Genomic DNA, 19,510 nt, shown 5'->3' on the forward strand with positions numbered 1-19,510 from the left:
TCATGTCAGGAGTTGTTTGATGGTCTGCTTGACCTGGTTCACGCGCGCCGCAAGATCGGGCATGCTGGCGGTGATGCGCAGCTTGTCCTGGCCCGCGAGCTTGATGTGGCGGTTCTTCTGGATCAGGGTGATGATGCGGATCGATTCGATCGGCGGATTGACCATGAACTGCAGGCTGGCCGCTTCCGCATGCACGTCGATCTTGACGATGCCGACCGCTTTCGCTGCAATGCGCAGGCGATGCGTTTCGATCAAGGCCTTGACCGGGTCCGGCAGCTTGCCGAAGCGGTCGATCAGTTCTTCCTGCATGTCGTCGATGCGCTCGGGCTGCTGGCAGTTGGCCAGCCGCTTGTAGATCGACAGGCGTTCGTGCACGTCGCCGCAGAAGTCGGCCGGCAGCAGCGCGGGAACGTGCAGGTTGATCTCGGTGGTGGTGGCGAGCGGCGCGGCCAGGTCGGGCTCCTTGCCTGCCTTGAGCGAGCGCACCGCCTCGTTCAGCATGTCCGAATACAGCTGGAAGCCCACTTCCAGCATTTCGCCGGACTGGTTCTCGCCCAGCACTTCGCCAGCGCCGCGAATTTCCAGGTCATGCATCGCCAGGAAGAAGCCGCTGCCCAGTTCTTCCATCTGCTGGATCGCGTCGAGGCGGCGCTGCGCCTGTTTGGTCAGGCTGCTGACGTCGTTCACCATCAGATAAGCGTAGGCCTGGTGGTGCGAGCGGCCGACCCGGCCACGCAGCTGGTGCAGCTGCGCCAGGCCGAACTTGTCGGCGCGGTGCATGATGATGGTGTTCGCCGTCGGCACGTCGATGCCGGTTTCGATGATGGTGGTGCACAGCAGGATGTTAAAGCGCTGGGCCACGAAGTCGCGCATGACCTTTTCCAGGTCGCGCTCGTGCATCTGGCCGTGCGCCACGCCGATGCGCGCCTCGGGCAGCAGTTCGGTCAGCATCGCCAGGCGGTTCTGGATGGTTTCGACCTCGTTGTGCAGGAAATAGATCTGGCCGCCGCGCTTGAGTTCGCGCAGGCAGGCTTCGCGGATGATCGAGCCGTCTTCGCTGCGCACAAAGGTCTTGATCGCCAGGCGCTTTTGCGGCGCGGTGGCGATGATCGAGAAATCGCGCAAGCCTTCGAGCGCCATGCCGAGCGTGCGCGGGATCGGCGTCGCGGTCAGGGTCAGCACGTCGACTTCGGCGCGCAGCGCCTTCAGCGCTTCCTTCTGACGCACGCCGAAGCGGTGTTCTTCGTCGATGATGACGAGGCCAAGGCGCTCGAACTTGACGTCGGCGGACAGCAGCTTGTGGGTGCCGATGATGATGTCGAGGGTGCCGTCGGCCATGCCCTTGATCGCCGCGGTGATCTCTTTGCCGGTGTGAAAGCGCGACAGTTCGGCGATCCGCACCGGCCAGTCGGCAAAGCGGTCGGCGAAGGTCTGGGCATGCTGCTCGGCCAGCAGCGTGGTCGGCGCGAGAATCGCCACCTGCTTGCCGCCCATGACGGCGATGAAGGCGGCGCGCAGCGCGACTTCGGTCTTGCCGAAACCGACGTCGCCGCATACCAGGCGGTCCATCGGCTTACCCGAGGTCATATCCTTGATGACGTTGTTGATCGCCTCGAGCTGGTCGGGTGTTTCATCGAAGCCGAAGCTGTCGGCGAAGTTCTGGTAGTCGTGCGACGAGTATTCGAATGCGTGGCCCTGGCGCGCGGCCCGGCGCGCATAGATGTTGAGCAGTTCGGCTGCGGTGTCGCGCACCTGCTCGGCGGCCTTGCGCTTGGCCTTTTCCCAGTTGCCCGAGCCGAGCGAATGCAGCGGCGCGTCGTCGGCGGAACCGCCCGAGTAGCGCGAGATCACGTGCAGCTGCGACACCGGGACGTATAGCTTGGTGTCCTTCGCATATTCGAGGTGCAGGAACTCGGTTTCGCCTTCGCCCAGGTCCATGCTGGTCAGGCCCATGTACCGCCCGATGCCGTGGTTGATGTGGACGACCGGGTCGCCGATCTTCAGTTCCGACAGGTCGCGCACCATCGCCTCGACCTGGGTGGTGGCTTCCTGCTTCTTCTTGCCGACGCGGCGGCCCGAGCCCGCATACAGTTCGGTCTCGGTGATGAACACCAGGTCGCCGGCGCGGGTTTCCACCAGTTCGAAGCCCTGCTGCAGCGGCGCCACGCCGAGGGCAAGCTTGGCGTCCGACTGCAGGAAGCCTTCAAAGCCCTCCACTGGCGTGAGCTGCAGCTGGTATTCGGCGAAGTACTGCTGCAGCGTCTCGCGGCGGCCGTTAGACTCGGCGCAGATCATCACGCGGCGCCCGCTGCCTTGCATGAGGTAGGAGCGCAGGTTGGCCAGCGGATCGTCCATGCGGCGGTTGACCGCGATGTTGGGGATCGGCGCCGACAGTTCCGAGGCCTGGCCGTCGTTGTCCTTCGAAATCGCCAGGCGGCCGTATGGCTTGGCCAGCGTGAAGAAGGCTTCGTCGCTGAGGAATAGTTCGTCCGGGCCCAGGATCGGCCTGTCGCGGTCGGATTTCAGGAAGCGGAAGCGCGACTCGGTATCCAGCGTGAAGCGCTTGATGGCCGCGTCGATGTCGCCGACCAGCGCCAGGCTGGCCCCTTGCGGCAGGTAGTCGAACAGGGTCGCGGTCTGCTCGAAGAACAGCGGCAGGTAGTATTCGATGCCGGCCGAGGCGATGCCGCTGCTGATGTCCTTGTAGACCACCGAGCGCGATGGATCGCCCTCGAAGCGTTCGCGCCAGCGGCTGCGGAAGGCGGTGCGCGCCGCTTCGTCCATCGGGAATTCGCGGCCCGGCAGCAGGCGCACCTCGCGCACAGGGTAGAGCGAGCGCTGGGTGTCGGCGTCAAAGGTGCGGATGGTCTCGATCTCGTCGCCGAACAGGTCGAGCCGGTACGGCAGCACGGAACCCATCGGGAACAGGTCGATCAGGCCGCCGCGCACCGAGTATTCGCCCGGCGACATCACCTGCGACACGTGGGTGTAGCCGGCCAGCGTCAACTGCGATTTCAGGCGCGCCTCGTCGAGCTTTTCGCCCTGCTTGAAGAAGAAGGTGTAGGCGGCCAGGAACGACGGCGGTGCCAGCCGCACCAGCGCCGTGGTGGCCGGGACGATCAGGACGTCGCACTGGCCGTTCTGGATCTCGTGCAGCGTCGCCAGGCGCTCGGAGACCAGGTCCTGGTGCGGCGAGAACGCGTCGTAGGGCAGGGTCTCCCAGTCCGGCAGCAAATGGCAGGCCAGCTTCCCTTCGGCGAACCATGGAATCTCGTCGAGCAGGCGCTGGGCGTCGCTGGCATTGGCCACCACGACGGCGAGCATCTGCCTGGAAGCCTTGAGTTCAAGCGCGGCAACCGACAGCGCGTACGCATCCGATGAGCCGAACAGGGTTGGCAGCGCAAACCGGGTGCCGGTTTTAGGAAGTGATTTCTTTAAATCGAAAGGCATGCAGGCGACGGCTTTTCATGGGTGCGAGAGTGGGGTGTCATTATATCTGGCCCCGGTTGGCGACGCCGAACGGCACGTGAACCATCGGGATGGTACCGCTGGGGGACGATTCGAGGTGGGTCAGCTGGTCGTCGAAGAAGATATGCGGCTTGAACACCGACAGCACACGGGTTTTGTTCATCCCGCCCAGGAAAAACGTCTCGTTGGCCGACACGCCCCAGCTTTTGAGCGTGGTGACGACCCGTTCGTGCGACGGCGCGCTGCGGGCGGTGATGATGGCGATGCGCAGCACCTTGCGGTAGCCGGGGTCGCGCTTTTGCATGCGCTCCTCGATCCGCTGCATCAGCGCCAGCTTCTGGAACATGTCGGCCAAGGGGCCAGGCTGGTGTGGCACCGCCATGTTCTCGGTTTCGTGGGCGTGGAACTGGTCAAGCCCGTTGTGCTTGAAGACGGTCTCGGATTCGTCGTCGGCCAGCACCCCGTCGAAGTCGAAGGCGACGCGCAGCTCGATGTCGTCATCGTCGTCGCTGATTTTCGAGGGCAGCACCAGCCCGGCCGGGTAGCCGGCGTCGATGGCCTTGCGCACGTCGTCTTCGTTGGCCGACAAGAACAGCGAGGCGTTGAAGGCCGGGAGGTAAGTATAGGGCGACTGGCCGGTCATGAAGGCGGCGCGCGAGATGTCCAGCCCGTAGTGGGCGATCGAGCGCATCACGCGCAGGCCGGTCTCGGGGGAATTGCGCGAAAACAGGACGACTTCGACCGGAGTCTGCCCGGGAAAGCACTTGTTGATGTTCAGGAAGCGGCGGATGAAGGGAAAGGCGACGCCCTTGCCGAGGATGACGTCGAGGTTCTGTTCCTGGTGCTTGCGGTACTCTTCGGGGCCACTGTCCAGGTAGACCTGGTGCGAACCGGACAGGTCGAACAGCGCGCTCGAGGCGACGCCAATCACCAGTTTGTGCTCAATCTGAAACGCCATGTGCTTCCTCGGTTTTGATTTTATCGAATACATCGCGCGCGGCCGGCCCCATCGCGTCGGCGATGGCCGCCTCCAGCTGTCCGGCGTCGACCATCATGCGCAGCTTGGCGATCTGGTCGCCATAGGCCAGTGCCTGCGCCAGGCCATCGGCATCGGGCCGGCCGGCGCCTTCGATCGCCGCCGCCACCGGCTGCGGGAAGTCCCACAGCGTGGCGATGCGGCTCGACAGGATACGGGCATCGCCGAACAGCCTTTCGCAAAAGTCGCCCGAATAGGGCAGCGACTGATCGGCCGAGAGCTGGTCGATCAGGCGGAACGCGACGATCAGCCCGACGTTCTGCATCAGGCCGGCGAGATAGGCCTCGAACGGATTGACGCCAATGCGCGTGGACAGCAGGCTGGCGGCCAGCGCACAGTGCTCGGACTGGCGCCACACCTGCGGCGCGACCATGCGTGCGTAGTTGCCTGTTTGCATACTGATGATCGGGCGAAACGACACCCGCGCGAGCAGCATGCGCAGGCCGTTTTCGCCCAGCAGCATCACCGCGCCTTCCAGGTTGCGAACCGGCGCGGTCGGATGGTAGTAGGGACTGTTGACCTCGCGGATGACTTCGGCAACCAGCACCACATCCTGCGACAGCTGGCGCGCCAGGTCCGCGCTGGTGATGCTGGCGTCGCGCAGGCTGCGCAGCAGCTGGGGAATGACGGCGGGCACGCGTGGCACCAGGCTGGCGCCGATGGAGGGCGAGTCGACCAGGCGGGCAAGCTCGTCAAGCACCAGCCGGCCGGTGCCAGGCGCGGCGTCGTGCGCGTCCGCGCCGGTCATCCAGCGGTAGAACATCGCGTCGATGGTGGCCGGCGGCATGGCGAACTGCGGCGCCCCCTGGCGATCGGGCGCGGCCGGCTGGGCTGGCGCGCCGGGCTGCGCGGTGCCGGCCGCCGGCGCGGCGCCAAACAGGCGGGAAATCCAGGTCATGATCATCGGGGCATCTGTGCGCGTGTATCCAGGGGCAATTCTACCCTACGGGTGCGGCGCCAGCCGGGCGCCTCTCTTGCGCGGGCGTGGAATTTTCTGCCCGTTCGCTGGTCGAAGGGTTAGCTGCAGGTGCGACACAAGGAGGTCACCATGAGCATCGAGAAACTGGAGAAAGAGGCGTGGGCGGCGTATTTCGATTCCATGTCCAAGGTATTGGCCGGCAAGCAGGCGGAAATCGACGTGGAATCGCTGGAATTGGGCGCCCAGGTGGCGTCCCGATTCGCGCCGTTACATGGCATCACATACGACCATAAGAGCGACATGCTGGAAATTATGCTGGAGCGCTGGGAGCACAACATTTCCCACGTGCACGAGATCTGGATCGATCGGGACGGCATCAGCCTCAACAGCATCATGGTGTTGGACAGCGACGGCGTTGAACAGATCATCAAGCTGCGCGATCCCTTGACGCTGCCCGACCCGCAGCTTGCCGCAGGGGCCCGCCGGCAGGACCCGGGCTCGGGCGCTCCGCGCTGAGCGGGAGGGCGCACGTGGGACGTGCGCGGCTCCCTCCTGCGGATCGGCTCGCGTGCGCGCTAACTCGTCGTCCGGCGTCTCCAGCGGCGGCGGTTCCTGCTCGCCAGCCGATTCTGCCGGTACGGCGTCAGGGAGCGGCGTCACGTCGATGAGCTTATAGTCGGGCAGCTCCGCGTACTCGGTATAGACCCAGTCGCCGGCCTCCTCGGTGACGCCCTCGGGCGGCTCGCGCACCGGCGTCGGGCGTTTGGCAATCGCCACTTTCATGTAGTCGACCCAGATTGGCAGCGACAAGGTGGCGCCGAACTCGCGCCCGCCCAGCGACTTCGGCTCGTCGTAGCCCATCCACGCGACCGCGACCACGTCGCCTCCATAGCCGGCGAACCAGCCGTCGAAGGCGTCGTTGGTGGTGCCGGTTTTTCCGGCGAGGTCCTGGCGGCCGAGGCGCTCGCCCGCCGCCGCGCCAGTGCCGTGGGCGGTCACGGCGCGCAGCATGCTGTCGACCACGAAGGCGTTGCGCTGGTCGATCACGCGCTGGGTCTCGGGCGGGGCTGGTTCGCGGAGCGTTTCCTGGATCACCGCACCGCTGGCATCCTGGATTTTCGCGATCAGGTACGGCTGCACCGCATAGCCTCCGTTGGCGAAGACCGCATAGGCGCCAGCCATCTGCAGCGGCGTGACCGCACCGGTGCCGAGGGCGAGCGTGAGATTTTTTGGATGGCGCGTAATGTCGAAACCGAACTTGCCGAGATATTCGTGCGCATACGGCACCGACACCGCGCGCAGCAGGCGTACTGTGGTCACGTTCTTCGACTCGGCGAGCGAGTCGCGCATCGAGACAATGCCATCGAACTTGCCGTCGTCGTTCTGCGGCGACCAGGTCGCGCCGGCGTTCTCGCCAGGCAGGTCGAGCGCCTCGTCGAGAATCAATGTTCCCGGCGAATAGCCTTTCTCCAGCGCCGCGGAGTACACGAACGGCTTGATCGCCGACCCAGGCTGGCGCCACGCCTGCGTCACGTGGTTGAACTTGTGCAGGTTGAAGTCGAAGCCACCCACCATCGCACGGTAGGCGCCGGTGTCCTGGTCAAGTGCGACAAAGGCGGCGGCAACGATCGGCACCTGGACGATCGACCACGCTTTGCGGCTGTCCTGCATTACGCGCACCAGCGCGCCCGGGCGCAGCTTGATCGCGGCCTTTGCCTTGTCGGACAATGCCCGTTCCAGGAAGCGCAGGCCGGCGCCGCTGATGTCCAGGGTGTCGCCTCCCTGGGTTTCGACCGTGACCCCGCGCGCCGACATGGCCGTGACGACAGCGGGAATCAATCCGTCGGAAGAAGGGCGCTTTTGCAGCGCCGCGTCGATGGCGATGTCGCGTTCGGCGGCGTCCGCGGGCAGGTCGATGTAACCCTCCGGGCCGCGATAGCCATGGCGCTGGTCATAGGCGAGCACGTTGCGGCGCACCGATTCGTAGGCCGCATCCTGGTCCTTCGACAGGATCGTCGTGGTCACGCGGATGCCGGACGTGTAAGCCTCGTCCTTGAACTGCTCATACACGGCCTGGCGCGCGAGCTCGGCGACATAGTCGGCGCGGGTGGCAAATTGCTGGCCGCCCGGCCTGACACGCACCGGCTGGTCGACCGCCTCGCGGTACTGCGCCTCGGTAATGTAGTCGAGCTCGAACATCCGCTTCAGGACCGCGTGCTGGCGCTGGGTGGCGCGCTTCAGGTTGACGGCCGGGTTGTGCCGCGACGGGTTTTGCGGCAGGCCGGCAAGCATGGCGATCTCGCCTACCGACAGCTTGTCGAGCGGCTTGCCGAAGTAGGCGCGCGCGGCGCTGGAGAATCCGTAGGCGCGCTGCCCGAGGTAGATCTGGTTCATGTACAGCTCGAGGATCCGGTCCTTGGACAGGGCCTTCTCGATCTTCAGCGCGAGCGCAATCTCGGTCAGCTTGCGCGAGACCAGCTTCTCGCGCGACAGGAAGAAGGTGCGCGCGACCTGCATGGTGATGGTCGACGCACCCTCGCGAAAGCCGCCCTTCAGGTTGGCTCTGGCGGCGCCCATCGCGCGGATCCAGTCGATGCCGCCATGCTCGTAGAAACGCGTGTCCTCGATGGCCAGCACGGCCTTCTTCATCAGGTCGGGGATCTGCGCGATCGGCACAAACTCGCGCCGCTCGACGCCGAACTCGCCGATCAGCACCTGGTCGGCGGTGTAGATACGCAGCGGGATCTTGGGCTTGTAATCCGTGACCGCATCGATTTCAGGAACGTTCTTGAGAATCGACCAGACCAGCCAGCCGGCCGCGGCGACGCCGGCCAGAAGGAGCAGGATCAGCGTAATCAGAATGACACCGCGTTGTGGACGAGGCGTTGGCGTATGCATTGGGCGGGGATAAGTTCGCATCGGCCGAATTATAGTCGATTGCTCTTGCCGCGCTTTTCATTGGACGCGGCCCCGTATTGCCTGGTGCCGAAGGTCAGACGAAGGCGAGATCGTGCTGGCGGATGACGTCGTCGGCCCATTCGTCGATGTGGCCGAAGCGGTAGCCGAGGCGTGCGGCGCGGCTGGTATCCATCATCAAAGGGTGCGGGTAATCGAAAGGGCTCAGTTCTCCCGCGGACGACGGCTTGGCGACCGGTATCGCCGTTACCGGTTCGTCGAGCGCGCGTCCGGCGCGGTGCAGCAGGTCGAAGGCCGACATGCCGCCGTCGCAGGCCGCGTTGACCGGGCCGGTAAAGTCTTGCATGCCTGCCCAGGCCAGGAAGCTGCTTGCGGTATGCCCGTCGATGAAGGAGCTGGCAGCGGCGGCGTTCGAGTAGCGCAGCGGCGCGCGCAGGCGCACCAGGTCGACGTAATGCGCGAGGCGGCCGGTGAAGTCGTCGGGGCCCGCCAGCACGTGGCCAATCCGCGCGGTCACCAGCGGCAGCGACCCATCGCGGAGCAGGTAAGCTTCGGCCTGCAGTTTGCCCGCCACGTAGCTTTCGACCGCACGGGAAGGATCGTGCCATGGGTAGCGCGTGTCGATCAGCTGCGCCTGGGCACTCAGGGCGCCCTCGGAAAACGGTTCGTTCTGGCTTCCCATCAGGCCGCGGTACACGTCCACTGTCGACGCAACGATATAGCGCTTCACACGCCCGCCAAATACCCGGACGGCGATCGCGGCATCGACAGGGCTGTAGCACATCTGGTCGTACACGATGTCATATCCCTCGATGCCGGCGAAGGCGCGGCGCATGGCCGCCTCATCGCGCCGGTCGACCTTGATGCGGCCGATGCGGGCGCCGAACGGGTCCGGTGCGCGGCCACGGGTGGCGATGGTGACCTGGTGCCCCGCATTGACGAGCTTCTGCACCAGCAGCTTGCCGACGTGGCGCGTTCCTCCGATCACCAATATATTCTTGTGCATGGCATTTCCTTGTTGGATCGCGTATATTTTCTGCTGATGATGGCAATTGATCAACCGAGAAAAATTTGCGCAATGACTAAGAAAAACTTATCCATGGAACTTCTGTGAAGCCGCTCCGCAGCCTGTCGGGAATGATCGATTTCGATTGCGCGGCGCGCTGGGGCAGTTTCAAGCTGGCCGCCCAGGAGCTGCACAAGACGCCAGCCGCGATCAGCCAGCAGATCCGCCACCTGGAAGAAAACCTCGGTTTCGCGCTGTTTGTCCGTCATCCGCGCCACGTGACGCTGACCGAAAAAGGCCAGGAGCTCGCCATTGCGGTCAGCAAGATGCTGGGCGAGCTGCGCGCCAAAGTCGGCGCCCTGCAGGCCGGCAGTGAAGAATCGGTACTGCGCATCTCGACCACGCACTCGTTTGCGATCAAGTGGCTGGTGCCGCGCATGCACCGCTTTACCAAGCTGTATCCGGAACTCGACATCCGCCTCGATTCGAATGACGCGCAGGTCGACCTGGACGACGACGCCACCGACGTGGCAGTGCGTTACGGCCCCGTCACGGACGGCGATCCGGCACTGCTGTTCCGCGAGCGCCTGATCGCGGTATACAGTCCCGACCTGCTGGCGCCGGGCCAGGCCGAGCTGACGCTGGCGGACCTGCCCGATTTCCCGCTGCTGTACGAGAAGTCGACCGAATCATGGCTACAGCTGCTCAACGAGAACCGTGCGCTGAAGGGCAAGTACGATTTCTCGCGCGGGTACAGCCACTGGGGCGTGCTGGCGCAGGCAGCGGTCGCCGGGCAGGGGATCGCGCTGGTCACGTTCGGGATCGCCTGCCAGGATATCTTGAAAGGATCGCTCAGGCAGATCAACTGCCGCAGCGCGCCGTTTGCGAGCGGCTATCGCTTCCTGGTCAATCCGCGCAAGGAGAACATGCCGAAGGTGCAGCGTTTCCGCGCCTGGCTGGTGGCCGAGATGGACGACATGCGCCGCCAGCTGGAGCAGAACGCATAAAAAAAGCGGCGGCCCGAAGGCCGCCGCTTTGACGATGCGGGTGCTGACGCTTACTTCACGCCGTGCATCAGTTTCTGGATCAGCGGTGCGATCAGGAACAGGATCACGCCGCCGATCAGCAGCGCCCAGAAGCCGAAGGTATAGCCCGACAGTGCCGAGGCGATCGACATGCCTTCGGTGCCGCTCACGTGGCCGGCGAAGATGCCCGACAGGTTGTTGCCGATACCGGTCGACAGGAACCAGCCGCCCATGCCCAGGCCAACCAGGCGCACTGGCGCCAGCTTGGTGACCATCGACAGGCCGATCGGCGACAGGCACAGCTCACCGATCGACTGGATCCAGTAGACCGCGAACAGGGTCCAGAACGGGATCTTGCCGTAGGTCGGGTCGACCAGGAACGACAGCGCGTACATCAGCAGGCCGAAGGCCAGCGCGTTGAACAGGATGCCGAGGCCGAATTTGCGCGGGATCGACGGGTTGATGTTCCTGCGGCCCATCGCAACCCAGATCCAGGCGATGATCGGTGCGCACACGATAATGGCGACCGAGTTCACGCTCTGGAACCAGGCGGTTGGGAAGACCTCCATGCCCAGTGCGCCGACGCGGTCGACGATGTTATCGGCCAGGAAGGTGAACGAGCTGCCTGCCTGTTCGAAGAACATCCAGAACAGGATGTTAAACGCGAAGATGATCATCATGGCGATGGTCTTGTCGCGTGCGACCTTGCCGTCGCGGATACCTTCGATCATCAGCATGAGCGCCAGGATCACGAACATGACGGTCAGGATGACCTGAAGCGTCGCTGCGCCCAGTTCAAGCAGGAAGTACACAACCGGGATCACGAACAAGGCGCCGACGGCGACCATGATGGCGCGGGTGCGGCTCTGGCCAGATTCATCCGGCGCGCCGATGCCCTTGAGCGAAGCGCGGCCGATGTAGAACCATACGAGGCTGATCAGCATGCCAATGCCGGAGGCGAAGAACACGACCTTGTAGGCTGGCGCGACGTCGGTGCCGAAGATCTTCTCTGCCAGGATCTGGGTCAGGATCGGTGCGACGAACGCGCCGGCATTGATACCCATGTAGAAGATGGTGAAGCCCGAATCGCGGCGGGTGTCGTTCAGCGCGTACAGCTTGCCGACCATGGTCGAGATGTTCGGCTTGAACATGCCGTTACCGACGATGATGGTGGCCAGGCCGAGGTTGAAGATCTTCGGGTCTGGAATCGTGATGGCGAACAGGCCGGCTGCCATGAACAGCGCGCCGATCAGGATCGAACGCTGGTAGCCGATGACGCGGTCGGCGACATAGCCGCCGAATACTGCGCCGGCATACACCAGCGCCAGATAGGAACCGTAGGTCAGGTTGGCCGCGGCTTCGCCGGTGCCGGCGCCGTCATGGAACTGAGCGACGATATAAAGTACAAGTGCCCAACGGATGCCGTAGAAAGCAAAGCGCTCCCAGAATTCGGTCATGAATAACATCCAAAGCGGACCTGGGTGTCCCATCATCTGCTTGAACTCGGGAATGACAACTTCCTGATGTGGTGTGGTTGCGGCTCCGCTCATGCGGGGGTCTCCTGACTGGTTATGGTTGATACGATCATCGGTGGAAGCCCGGCCCGAAAAGGGTGAAAATTCCAACTGGGCTGCATTTTAATGTAAATCCGTCACATTCTGCGAATTTTTGGCCGCTGTGGTATTCCGCGTGTACTTACCCGCCACACGGCTTGCAAATGCCGTGCACCGATTTGCGCCAGTTGTCGTATATTGAGAGTGCAGGCAATGATCTTTACACTGAATTGAAAAAGGAATCTGTACTATGGAGCACGACGTTGTCGATACCCTCATTTCACCGGAAGGCCGGCTTGAAGTGCTGTCGAAGTCCGAAGTCGTCAAGCTTCTCGATACCAGCCAGGGCGGCCTTTACCAGGTTTTCCGCAATTGCGCGCTGGCTGTGCTCAATTGCGGCAGCTCGATAGACGACGGCAAGGAGCTGCTTGAGCGTTTTAAATCGTTTGACATCAGCATCGTGCAGCGCGAGCGCGGGATCAAGCTTGAGATCAAGGGCGCACCGGCCATTGCATTCGTCGACGGCAAAATGATCAAAGGGATTCACGAGCATTTGTTTGCGGTACTGCGCGATATCATTTTCATCAGCAGCGAAATCACCGATAACCCGAATTTCGACCTGAACCGCACCGAAGGCATTACCGATGCGGTGTTCCACATCATGCGCAATGCGAATGTGCTGCAGCCGCAGCGCAATCCAAACCTGGTCGTGTGCTGGGGCGGCCATTCGATCAACCGGATCGAATATAACTACTCGAAAGAGGTTGGCTACCAGCTCGGCCTGCGCGACCTGGATATCTGCACCGGCTGCGGCCCTGGCGCGATGAAAGGCCCGATGAAGGGCGCGACCATCGGCCATGCCAAGCAGCGCCGCAGCAGCGGGCGCTATCTCGGCATCTCCGAGCCGGGCATTATCGCGGCCGAATCGCCGAACCCGATCGTCAATGACCTGGTCATCATGCCGGACATCGAAAAGCGCCTCGAAGCATTTGTCCGTACCGGCCACGGAATCATCGTGTTCCCGGGCGGCGCCGGCACTGCCGAAGAGATCCTGTATATCCTCGGCATCCTGCTGCATCCGGATAACGCGGACATGCCTTTCCCGCTGATCTTCACCGGGCCGGAAACCTCGCGCGACTACTTCGCGCAGATCAACGACTTTATCGGCGCAACGCTCGGCGAAGAGGCGCAAAAGCGCTACAAGATCATCGTCGACGACCCTGAACTGGTGGCGCGCGAAATGCAAACCGGGATCAAGGAAGTGCGCGAATACCGCAAGTCGCGCAGCGATGCATATTATTTCAACTGGCTGCTGCGCATCGATTCGGAGTTCCAGCGGCCGTTCAAGCCGACGCATGAAAACATGCGCAACCTCAGCCTGCATAAAAACCAGGAAAAGCACCAGCTGGCGGCCAATTTGCGGCGCGCGTTTTCAGGTGTTGTGGCGGGTAACGTCAAGGACGAGGGAATCCGGGCGATTGAAGCCTTCGGCCATTTCGAAATCCACGGCGACCCGGCGATCATGGGGCCGATGGACGCGCTGCTGACGTCGTTTGTCGAGCAGAGCCGGATGAAGTTGCCGGGCAAGGCGTATATTCCTTGTTATCGGATTGTTCAGTAGTTGAGGCTGGTCATGCGGCGCGCGGTTGGTAAGGTGCGTCGCTTGACAGGTTTCGGGCGTACGACAATCATTGTTGTATGAGCATCCCGCGGCACCAACTTGCTCAAGGCCATCAATACGCTCACGTGGAAATTGTACGGTTTCGGTACACTGCTCGTTGCGGTCGTATATTTCATCGCGAAAAACGTCGCTTAGAAAATTCCGGCTAAAAAAATGGGACCCCGAAGGGTCCCATTTCTCATTCTGCTTAGTCTTCGCGGCGCAGGTGCGGGAAGAGGATCACGTCGCGGATGTTCGGCGAGTCGGTAATCAGCATCATCAGGCGGTCGATGCCGATGCCGCAGCCCCCGGCTGGCGGCATGCCGTATTCCAGCGCCCGGATGTAGTCCGCGTCGTAGAACATCGCTTCTTCATCGCCTGCGTCCTTTGCCGCCACCTGGGCCAGGAAGCGCGCTGCCTGGTCTTCGGAGTCGTTCAGCTCCGAGAAGCCGTTGGCGATTTCGCGGCCGACGATGAACAGCTCGAAGCGTTCGGTGATGCCTTCGCGCGTGTCCGACGCGCGCGCCAGCGGCGACACTTCCACCGGGTAGTCGATGATGTAGGTCGGCTCCCAGAGCTGCGCTTCGGCCGTCTCCTCGAACAGCGCCAGTTGCAGCGCGCCCAGGCCCCAGGTCGACATCGGGTTCACGCCGAATTTCTTCAGTTCGGTGCGGATGAAGGCCGCGTCGTTCAGCTGCTCGCCGGTGTAGTGCGGAGCGTACTTGTTGATCGCGCCGACGATGGTCAGGCGGTTGAACGGCTTCGACAAGTCCAGCTCGCGGCCGCCGTAGGTCAGCATCGCGGTGCCGTGCGCGTCGATCGCCGCCTGGCGGATGACGGCTTCGGTGAAGTCCATCAGCCATTGGTAATCGACGTAGGCCGCGTAGAACTCCATCATGGTGAATTCCGGATTATGGCGCGGCGAGACACCCTCATTGCGGAAGTTGCGGTTCACTTCAAACACGCGGTCAAAGCCGCCGACCACCAGGCGCTTCAGGTACAGCTCCGGCGCGATACGCAGGAACATCTCCATGTCGAGCGCATTGTGGTGGGTGATGAACGGCTTGGCCGCGGCGCCACCAGGAATGGTGTGCAGCATCGGCGTTTCGACTTCCATGAAGTCGTTCTTTTCCATGAAGCGGCGGATCGACGACATCGCGGCGGTACGCGCCTTGAAGGTGCGGCGCGTATCTTCGCTCATGATCAGGTCGACGTAGCGCTGGCGGTACTTGGTCTCCTGGTCGGCCAGGCCGTGGAACTTGTCCGGCAGCGGGCGCAGCGACTTGGTGATCAGGCGCAGGCTGGTGACCTTGATCGTCAGTTCGTCGGTCTTGGTCTTGAACAGCGTGCCTTCAACGCCCAGGATGTCGCCCAGGTCATAGTGGTGCAGCGCTTCCATCGCCGCTTCGCCGGTCAGGTCGAGCGTGGCGTAGATCTGGATGCGGCCATCGGCGCGATCGCCCGACGAATCCTGCAGCGTCGCAAAGGCGGCCTTCTTGCCGGCCTCGCGCTTGAGCATCATGCGGCCCGCCAGGACAACCGGAATCGCTTCGGCTTCGAGTTCTTCGCGCGACTTGGCGCCGTACTGCGCGTGCAGGTCGGCCGCCTTGTGCTGTGGACGGAAATCGTTCGGGAATGCCACGCCTTTTTCACGCAGTGCGGCCAGCTTGACGCGGCGCTCGGCGATGATCTTGTTTTCGTCGGCCGGGGCGGCGGCTTGTTCTTGGATATCCGTAGTCATGATAAGTATCGCTAGTTTTTGATTGATTATGCGGGGAACAGCTCGTCGATCGTCAGCTCGGAAAAATCGCTGGCGATGTGGATCACGTTGTCGAATTCGGCAAAGGCTTCGGCGGGCAGGGTGGTCGTCAGCACAACGCAGCGCATGCCTGCGCGGCGCGCCGCCTCAACGCCCAACGGCGCGTCCTCGAACACGATGCAGTTCTCCGGCGCGACGCCGCAGCGTTCGGCTGCGAGCAGGAACACGTCCGGATGCGGCTTGCCGCGCGCGACATCGGCGGCGCCGACCACGGTGTCGAAGTGGCGGCGCAGGTCGAGGCCATCGAGGGTGAATTCGATATTCGCGTTCGGCGCAGCCGTCGCTACCGCCAATGCGACGCCGCGCAGCCTGGCTTGTTCAACCAGGTCGTCAAAACCAGTGACGGTTTTGCGGTGCGGCTCGTACAGCTCGCGGTAGACCGCTTCCTTCTCAAGGTTCAGTTCAAGCACTTCATGGTCGAGCAGGTCCTCGCCCATGTGGGCGCGGATAATCTCCTTGCCCTGGCGGCCGGCCGTGGTGCGGAAGAATTCATCGGCATCGATGTCCATGCCGCGGCGCTTGAAGAACGCGATCCACGAGTCGGTATGGAACGACATGTTATCGACGATCGTGCCGTCCATGTCGAACACGAAGGCACGGCGGGTTGCGGTCATGAGCCTACGCCCTGCTTCAGGGACGCCGAGATGAAGTCGTCCAGGTCGCCGTCCAGCACGCCCTTGGTATTGCCGGTCTCGAAGTTGGTGCGCAAATCCTTGATGCGCGACTGATCCAGCACGTACGAGCGGATCTGGTGACCCCAGCCCACATCCGTCTTGGAGTCTTCCAGCTTCTGCTGCTCGCTCATGCGTTTGCGCAGTTCGAGTTCGTACAGCTTCGCCTTGAGCATGTCCATCGCTTCGGCGCGGTTGCGGTGCTGGCTTCGGTCGTTCTGGCACTGCACCACGATCCCGGACGGCATGTGCGTCATGCGCACCGCGGAGTCGGTCTTGTTGATGTGCTGTCCACCCGCGCCCGAGGCGCGATAGGTGTCGATGCGGATGTCGGCCGGGTTGACGTCGATCTCGATCGAGTCATCCACTTCCGGGTACACGAACAGGCTGGTGAACGAGGTGTGGCGGCCGTTGGCCGAGTCGAACGGCGACTTGCGCACCAGGCGGTGAACGCCGGTCTCGGTGCGCAGGTGGCCGTAGGCGTAATCGCCTTCGACTTTCAGCGTGGCGGTCTTGATGCCGGCGACCTCGCCGTCCGACTGCTCCATGATCTCGACCTTGAAGCCCTTGCGTTCGCAGTAGCGCAGGTACTGGCGCAGCAGCATCGACGCCCAGTCCTGCGCTTCGGTGCCGCCTGCGCCAGCCTGGATGTCGATGAAGCAGTTATTCGGGTCCATCGGATTGTTGAACATCCGGCGGAACTCCATCGCTTCGATGACTTTGCGGATTTCGTCGGCGTCGCCGATGATCGCCTCGAGCGTGTCGTCGTCGGCTTCTTCACGCGCCATCGCAAACAGGTCGTTCGCATCGCCCAGGTCGGCCTTGGCCTTGGTCAGCGTGTCGACGATGGCCTCCAGCGCCTTCTTCTCCTTGCCGAGATCCTGCGCGCGTTTAGGATCGTCCCAGACGGTCGGATCTTCGAGTTCTTCGTTTACTTGTTCGAGCTTCTCTGACTTGGTATCGAAGTCAAAGATACCTCCGAAGTTCGGCTTCACGATCGGTGAGATCGTTCAGCAGGGCGGAGAGGGCGTTGATGCGTTCGGCTTCCATGGCGTTCCGGTCTAAATAATTGGTTGAATCGAACCCTAGATTATACCCGATGCCGGCTTGCCCGGGCAGGCGGCCGTCCCGTATCATCCAGCCCATACTTCACATCCGGGCCGGCCATGCGTTATCAAATTTATACTTTGCTTGTTCCAGCGCTGCTAAGCGCTTGTGCCACCACGGCGGTGGGCATCCCGGCGGGCAGCCGCGCCACCGTCGCGCTGCTGGAAACGACCGACCTTCATTCGAATGTGGTCGGCTACGACTATTACAAGCTGGCGCCCGACGCGTCGCTTGGCTTCGACCGCACCGCCACGCTGATCGCCGAAGCGCGCAGTCAGTACGCCAACACGCTGCTGCTCGACAATGGCGACACCATCCAGGGAACCGCGCTATCGGACTACGAGGCCCTGGTGGCGCCGCGCGCCTGCGGCCAGGTGATCTCGATCTACAAGGCGATGAACCACCTGAGGTTCGATGGCGGCGGCATCGGCAACCATGAATTCAATTATGGCCTTGCGCACTTGTCGCAGGTGACCGGCAACCGCTTCGACGTCGATGGCGTCGACCCGGCAAAGCCGCGCTGCGCCGGCCCGGCGTTCCCGCAGGTGCTGGCTAACGTCTACAGCCTTAAGACGCGCCAGCCGCTGTTCGCGCCGTACCACATCATCGACAAGACGATCACGGCGCAGGATGCCGCGGGCAAACCGTTCACGGCAACGCTCAAGGTAGGCATCATCGGTTTTGCCCCGCCGACGATCATGTCCTGGGACAAGCGCTGGCTCGACGGGAAGGTCTACACGGAAGGCGTGCGCGAATCGGCGCAAAAGTACATTCCCGAGATGCGCGCCAAAGGGGCGGAGCTGATCGTCGCGATATCGCATGGCGGCCTGGATGCGTCGCCTTACTCGCCAACGATGGAAAACGCGAACTATTACCTGGCCCAGGTGCCTGGCGTGGACGCCATGCTGATCGGTCATTCCCACCAGGTCTTCCCAAATGCGAAAAGCACCGCCGCGCAATTCAACCTGCCTGGCGTGGACAAAGCGAAAGGCCTGGTGCACGGCGTGCCGACCGTGATGGCCAACCTGTGGGGCAAGCACCTGGGCGTCATCGGCCTGCAGCTCGCGCATGACGGGCGGCGCTGGGTGGTCGACAAGCCGGCCACCACCGTGGAGGCGCGCGGCGCGCAGCACCCCGACAAGCGCTATGTCGCTGCCGATCCGGCGGTGGCGGCATTGGTCGCGGAAGAGCACGAGGCAACCATCCGCTATGTGAAGACGCCGGTCGGTGTGACGGGCTTTCGGATGTCGACCTACTTCGCCGACGTCGGCGACGTCTCCGCGATGGCGGTGGTGAACCTGGCGCAGGCTGACTATGTGACCAACTATGTCAAGACCTCGCTGCCCCAGTACGCAAACCTGCCGGTGCTGTCGATGTCCGCGCCGTTCAAAAGCGGCAACGCCGGCGTGACCGACTTCACCGATGTGGCGGCCGGTAGCCTCGCGCTGAACAACGCGGCTGACCTGTACTTGTATCCCAACGCGCTGTACGCAGTCAAAGTCAATGGACTGGAGCTGAAGGCCTGGCTGGAGCATTCGGCCGGCCGCTTCAATACGATCGATCCGGCCCGCAAGGAACCGCAGGAACTGGTCAACCCGGCATTCGCATCGTATAACTTCGACACCCTGACCTCGCCTGACGTGCGCTACCAGATCGATGTGACGCGGCCGGTGGGCAACCGGATCCAGAACCTCAGCTACCGCGGCAAGCCGGTTGGCGCGGCAGACGAGTTCCTTGTCGCGACCAATAACTATCGTGCCAGTGGCGGTGGCGGCTTCCCTGGGCTTGATGGCAGCAAGACGGTGATCGCTTCGCCCGATAACAACCGTGAGGTACTGATCGCCTACGTCAAGCAGACCAGGAGCCTTACCCGCGCGGACCATGGCGCCAATCGCAGCTGGTCGTTCGCTAAAGTGAAGACGGCAGGCCCGGTGGTGTTCCACTCGGCGCCAGGACTGACTGCGCTGGCGCACGAGGCCGGACTGCGACATGTCTCGCAGCTGCGCGCCGACGACGGCGCCGGCAAGGGCTTCGCGCTGTATGCGATTGATCTGTCCCAGTCGGCCGCGGCTGCCGCCAATCGTCTGGGCAAATCCGGCGCGGCGGCCAGGTCCGGCAGCCCTGACGCTGCGAAGGCGATCCAGGCATCAGCCCACGCTGGCGAGCCGAACGCGATGTTCCTGCTGTCGAACATGCTGTATGCAGCCGAGAACCTGGAGGAGGCGCGCAAGTGGCTGGAAGCCGCGGTGGCGCGCGACCATCCGGAGGCGATGCAGCAGAAGGCGATGGCGCTGAGGGACGGCTCGATGGGATTCGAGCGCGATGAACAC

The 19,510-nt window shown here is 63.2% G+C and carries 12 protein-coding genes and 2 pseudogenes; 4 read left to right on the forward strand and 10 right to left on the reverse strand.

The features are described 5' to 3' along the window. The 3 genes from mfd to I4X03_RS09830 are packed head-to-tail and all read right to left on the reverse strand — an operon-like array spanning position 1 to position 5,402. Positions 1 to 3,450, reverse strand: a complete 3,450-nt coding sequence (mfd, locus tag I4X03_RS09820) for a transcription-repair coupling factor (protein ID WP_223468035.1) — start codon at positions 3,448 to 3,450, stop codon at positions 1 to 3. A 40-nt stretch (positions 3,451 to 3,490) separates the two neighbouring features. Continuing rightward, positions 3,491 to 4,426, reverse strand: coding sequence for a 5'-nucleotidase (locus tag I4X03_RS09825; RefSeq protein ID WP_223468036.1), 936 nt, complete (start codon positions 4,424 to 4,426; stop codon positions 3,491 to 3,493). Then, a complete protein-coding gene (locus I4X03_RS09830) occupies positions 4,410 to 5,402 on the reverse strand; it encodes an HDOD domain-containing protein (protein WP_223468037.1) in 993 nt (330 codons plus the stop codon). Before I4X03_RS09830 ends, I4X03_RS09825 begins: the two co-directional genes overlap by 17 nt. A 201-nt stretch (positions 5,403 to 5,603) precedes the next feature. On the opposite strand from I4X03_RS09830, the gene I4X03_RS23315 reads away from it, so the two are divergent. Continuing rightward, positions 5,604 to 5,939 (forward strand): DUF5335 family protein, encoded by a 336-nt coding sequence (locus I4X03_RS23315; RefSeq protein ID WP_370660503.1) that lies wholly within the window; start codon positions 5,604 to 5,606, stop codon positions 5,937 to 5,939. A 72-nt stretch (positions 5,940 to 6,011) separates the two neighbouring features. On the opposite strand, the pseudogene I4X03_RS09840 reads toward I4X03_RS23315, so the two are convergent. Further along, positions 6,012 to 8,321, reverse strand: a pseudogene (locus tag I4X03_RS09840) (penicillin-binding protein 1A); the annotation flags it as partial. Positions 8,322 to 8,415: 94 nt separating this feature from the next. Next, the gene (locus I4X03_RS09845) at positions 8,416 to 9,345 is read right to left on the reverse strand and encodes an NAD-dependent epimerase/dehydratase family protein (protein ID WP_223468039.1); all 930 of its coding nucleotides are present in this window, start codon (positions 9,343 to 9,345) and stop codon (positions 8,416 to 8,418) included. Positions 9,346 to 9,449: 104 nt separating this feature from the next. On the opposite strand from I4X03_RS09845, the gene I4X03_RS09850 reads away from it, so the two are divergent. Then, positions 9,450 to 10,352, forward strand: a complete 903-nt coding sequence (locus I4X03_RS09850) for a LysR substrate-binding domain-containing protein (protein ID WP_223468040.1) — start codon at positions 9,450 to 9,452, stop codon at positions 10,350 to 10,352. A 50-nt stretch (positions 10,353 to 10,402) separates the two neighbouring features. On the opposite strand, the gene I4X03_RS09855 is transcribed toward I4X03_RS09850, so the two are convergent. Then, complete coding sequence (locus I4X03_RS09855; protein ID WP_223468041.1) at positions 10,403 to 11,920, reverse strand: peptide MFS transporter; 1,518 nt, start codon at positions 11,918 to 11,920, stop codon at positions 10,403 to 10,405. Positions 11,921 to 12,173: 253 nt separating this feature from the next. Here I4X03_RS09855 and ppnN point away from each other — a divergent pair, with 253 nt between their 5' ends. Further along, positions 12,174 to 13,544, forward strand: coding sequence for a nucleotide 5'-monophosphate nucleosidase PpnN (gene ppnN / locus I4X03_RS09860; RefSeq protein ID WP_223468042.1), 1,371 nt, complete (start codon positions 12,174 to 12,176; stop codon positions 13,542 to 13,544). Positions 13,545 to 13,791: 247 nt separating this feature from the next. On the opposite strand, the gene lysS is transcribed toward ppnN, so the two are convergent. From lysS to I4X03_RS09880, 4 genes are all read right to left on the reverse strand, one after another. Beyond that, on the reverse strand, positions 13,792 to 15,324 hold the full coding sequence (gene lysS, locus I4X03_RS09865; protein ID WP_223468043.1) for a lysine--tRNA ligase: 1,533 nt from the start codon (positions 15,322 to 15,324) through the stop codon (positions 13,792 to 13,794). Between the two features lie 26 nt (positions 15,325 to 15,350). Beyond that, the gene (locus I4X03_RS09870) at positions 15,351 to 16,016 is read right to left on the reverse strand and encodes an HAD family hydrolase (RefSeq protein ID WP_223468044.1); all 666 of its coding nucleotides are present in this window, start codon (positions 16,014 to 16,016) and stop codon (positions 15,351 to 15,353) included. After that, positions 16,013 to 17,123 (reverse strand): peptide chain release factor 2 gene (gene prfB, locus I4X03_RS09875; RefSeq protein WP_223468045.1). Its coding sequence is split into 2 segments (ribosomal slippage): positions 16,013 to 17,041 and positions 17,043 to 17,123, totalling 1,110 coding nucleotides; the frame shifts between segments, so codons are not numbered across the junction. Before prfB ends, I4X03_RS09870 begins: the two co-directional genes overlap by 4 nt. Then, complete coding sequence (locus I4X03_RS09880; RefSeq protein ID WP_223468115.1) at positions 17,040 to 17,219, reverse strand: hypothetical protein; 180 nt, start codon at positions 17,217 to 17,219, stop codon at positions 17,040 to 17,042. Before I4X03_RS09880 ends, prfB begins: the two co-directional genes overlap by 84 nt. A 20-nt stretch (positions 17,220 to 17,239) precedes the next feature. Between I4X03_RS09880 and I4X03_RS09885 the strand changes: the two are divergent. After that, positions 17,240 to 19,240 (forward strand): annotated as a pseudogene (locus I4X03_RS09885) (bifunctional 2',3'-cyclic-nucleotide 2'-phosphodiesterase/3'-nucleotidase); the annotation flags it as partial. Positions 19,241 to 19,510 lie beyond the last annotated feature (270 nt).

The organism is Massilia soli, assembly GCF_016809835.1.
In the GTDB taxonomy this organism is placed as follows: Bacteria; Pseudomonadota; Gammaproteobacteria; order Burkholderiales; family Burkholderiaceae_D; genus Telluria_A; species Telluria_A soli.

What these genes read in the sequence shown, in the direction of transcription:
- mfd (WP_223468035.1), bottom strand. Translation starts at nt 3,450, where the DNA reads ATGCCTTTCGATTTAAAGAAATCACTTCCTAAAACCGGCACCCGGTTT.
- I4X03_RS09825 (WP_223468036.1), bottom strand. Translation starts at nt 4,426, where the DNA reads ATGGCGTTTCAGATTGAGCACAAACTGGTGATTGGCGTCGCCTCGAGC.
- I4X03_RS09830 (WP_223468037.1), bottom strand. Translation starts at nt 5,402, where the DNA reads ATGACCTGGATTTCCCGCCTGTTTGGCGCCGCGCCGGCGGCCGGCACC.
- I4X03_RS23315 (WP_370660503.1), top strand. Translation starts at nt 5,604, where the DNA reads ATGTCCAAGGTATTGGCCGGCAAGCAGGCGGAAATCGACGTGGAATCG.
- I4X03_RS09845 (WP_223468039.1), bottom strand. Translation starts at nt 9,345, where the DNA reads ATGCACAAGAATATATTGGTGATCGGAGGAACGCGCCACGTCGGCAAG.
- I4X03_RS09855 (WP_223468041.1), bottom strand. Translation starts at nt 11,920, where the DNA reads ATGAGCGGAGCCGCAACCACACCACATCAGGAAGTTGTCATTCCCGAG.
- ppnN (WP_223468042.1), top strand. Translation starts at nt 12,174, where the DNA reads ATGGAGCACGACGTTGTCGATACCCTCATTTCACCGGAAGGCCGGCTT.
- lysS (WP_223468043.1), bottom strand. Translation starts at nt 15,324, where the DNA reads ATGACTACGGATATCCAAGAACAAGCCGCCGCCCCGGCCGACGAAAAC.
- I4X03_RS09870 (WP_223468044.1), bottom strand. Translation starts at nt 16,016, where the DNA reads ATGACCGCAACCCGCCGTGCCTTCGTGTTCGACATGGACGGCACGATC.
- I4X03_RS09880 (WP_223468115.1), bottom strand. Translation starts at nt 17,219, where the DNA reads ATGGGCTGGATGATACGGGACGGCCGCCTGCCCGGGCAAGCCGGCATC.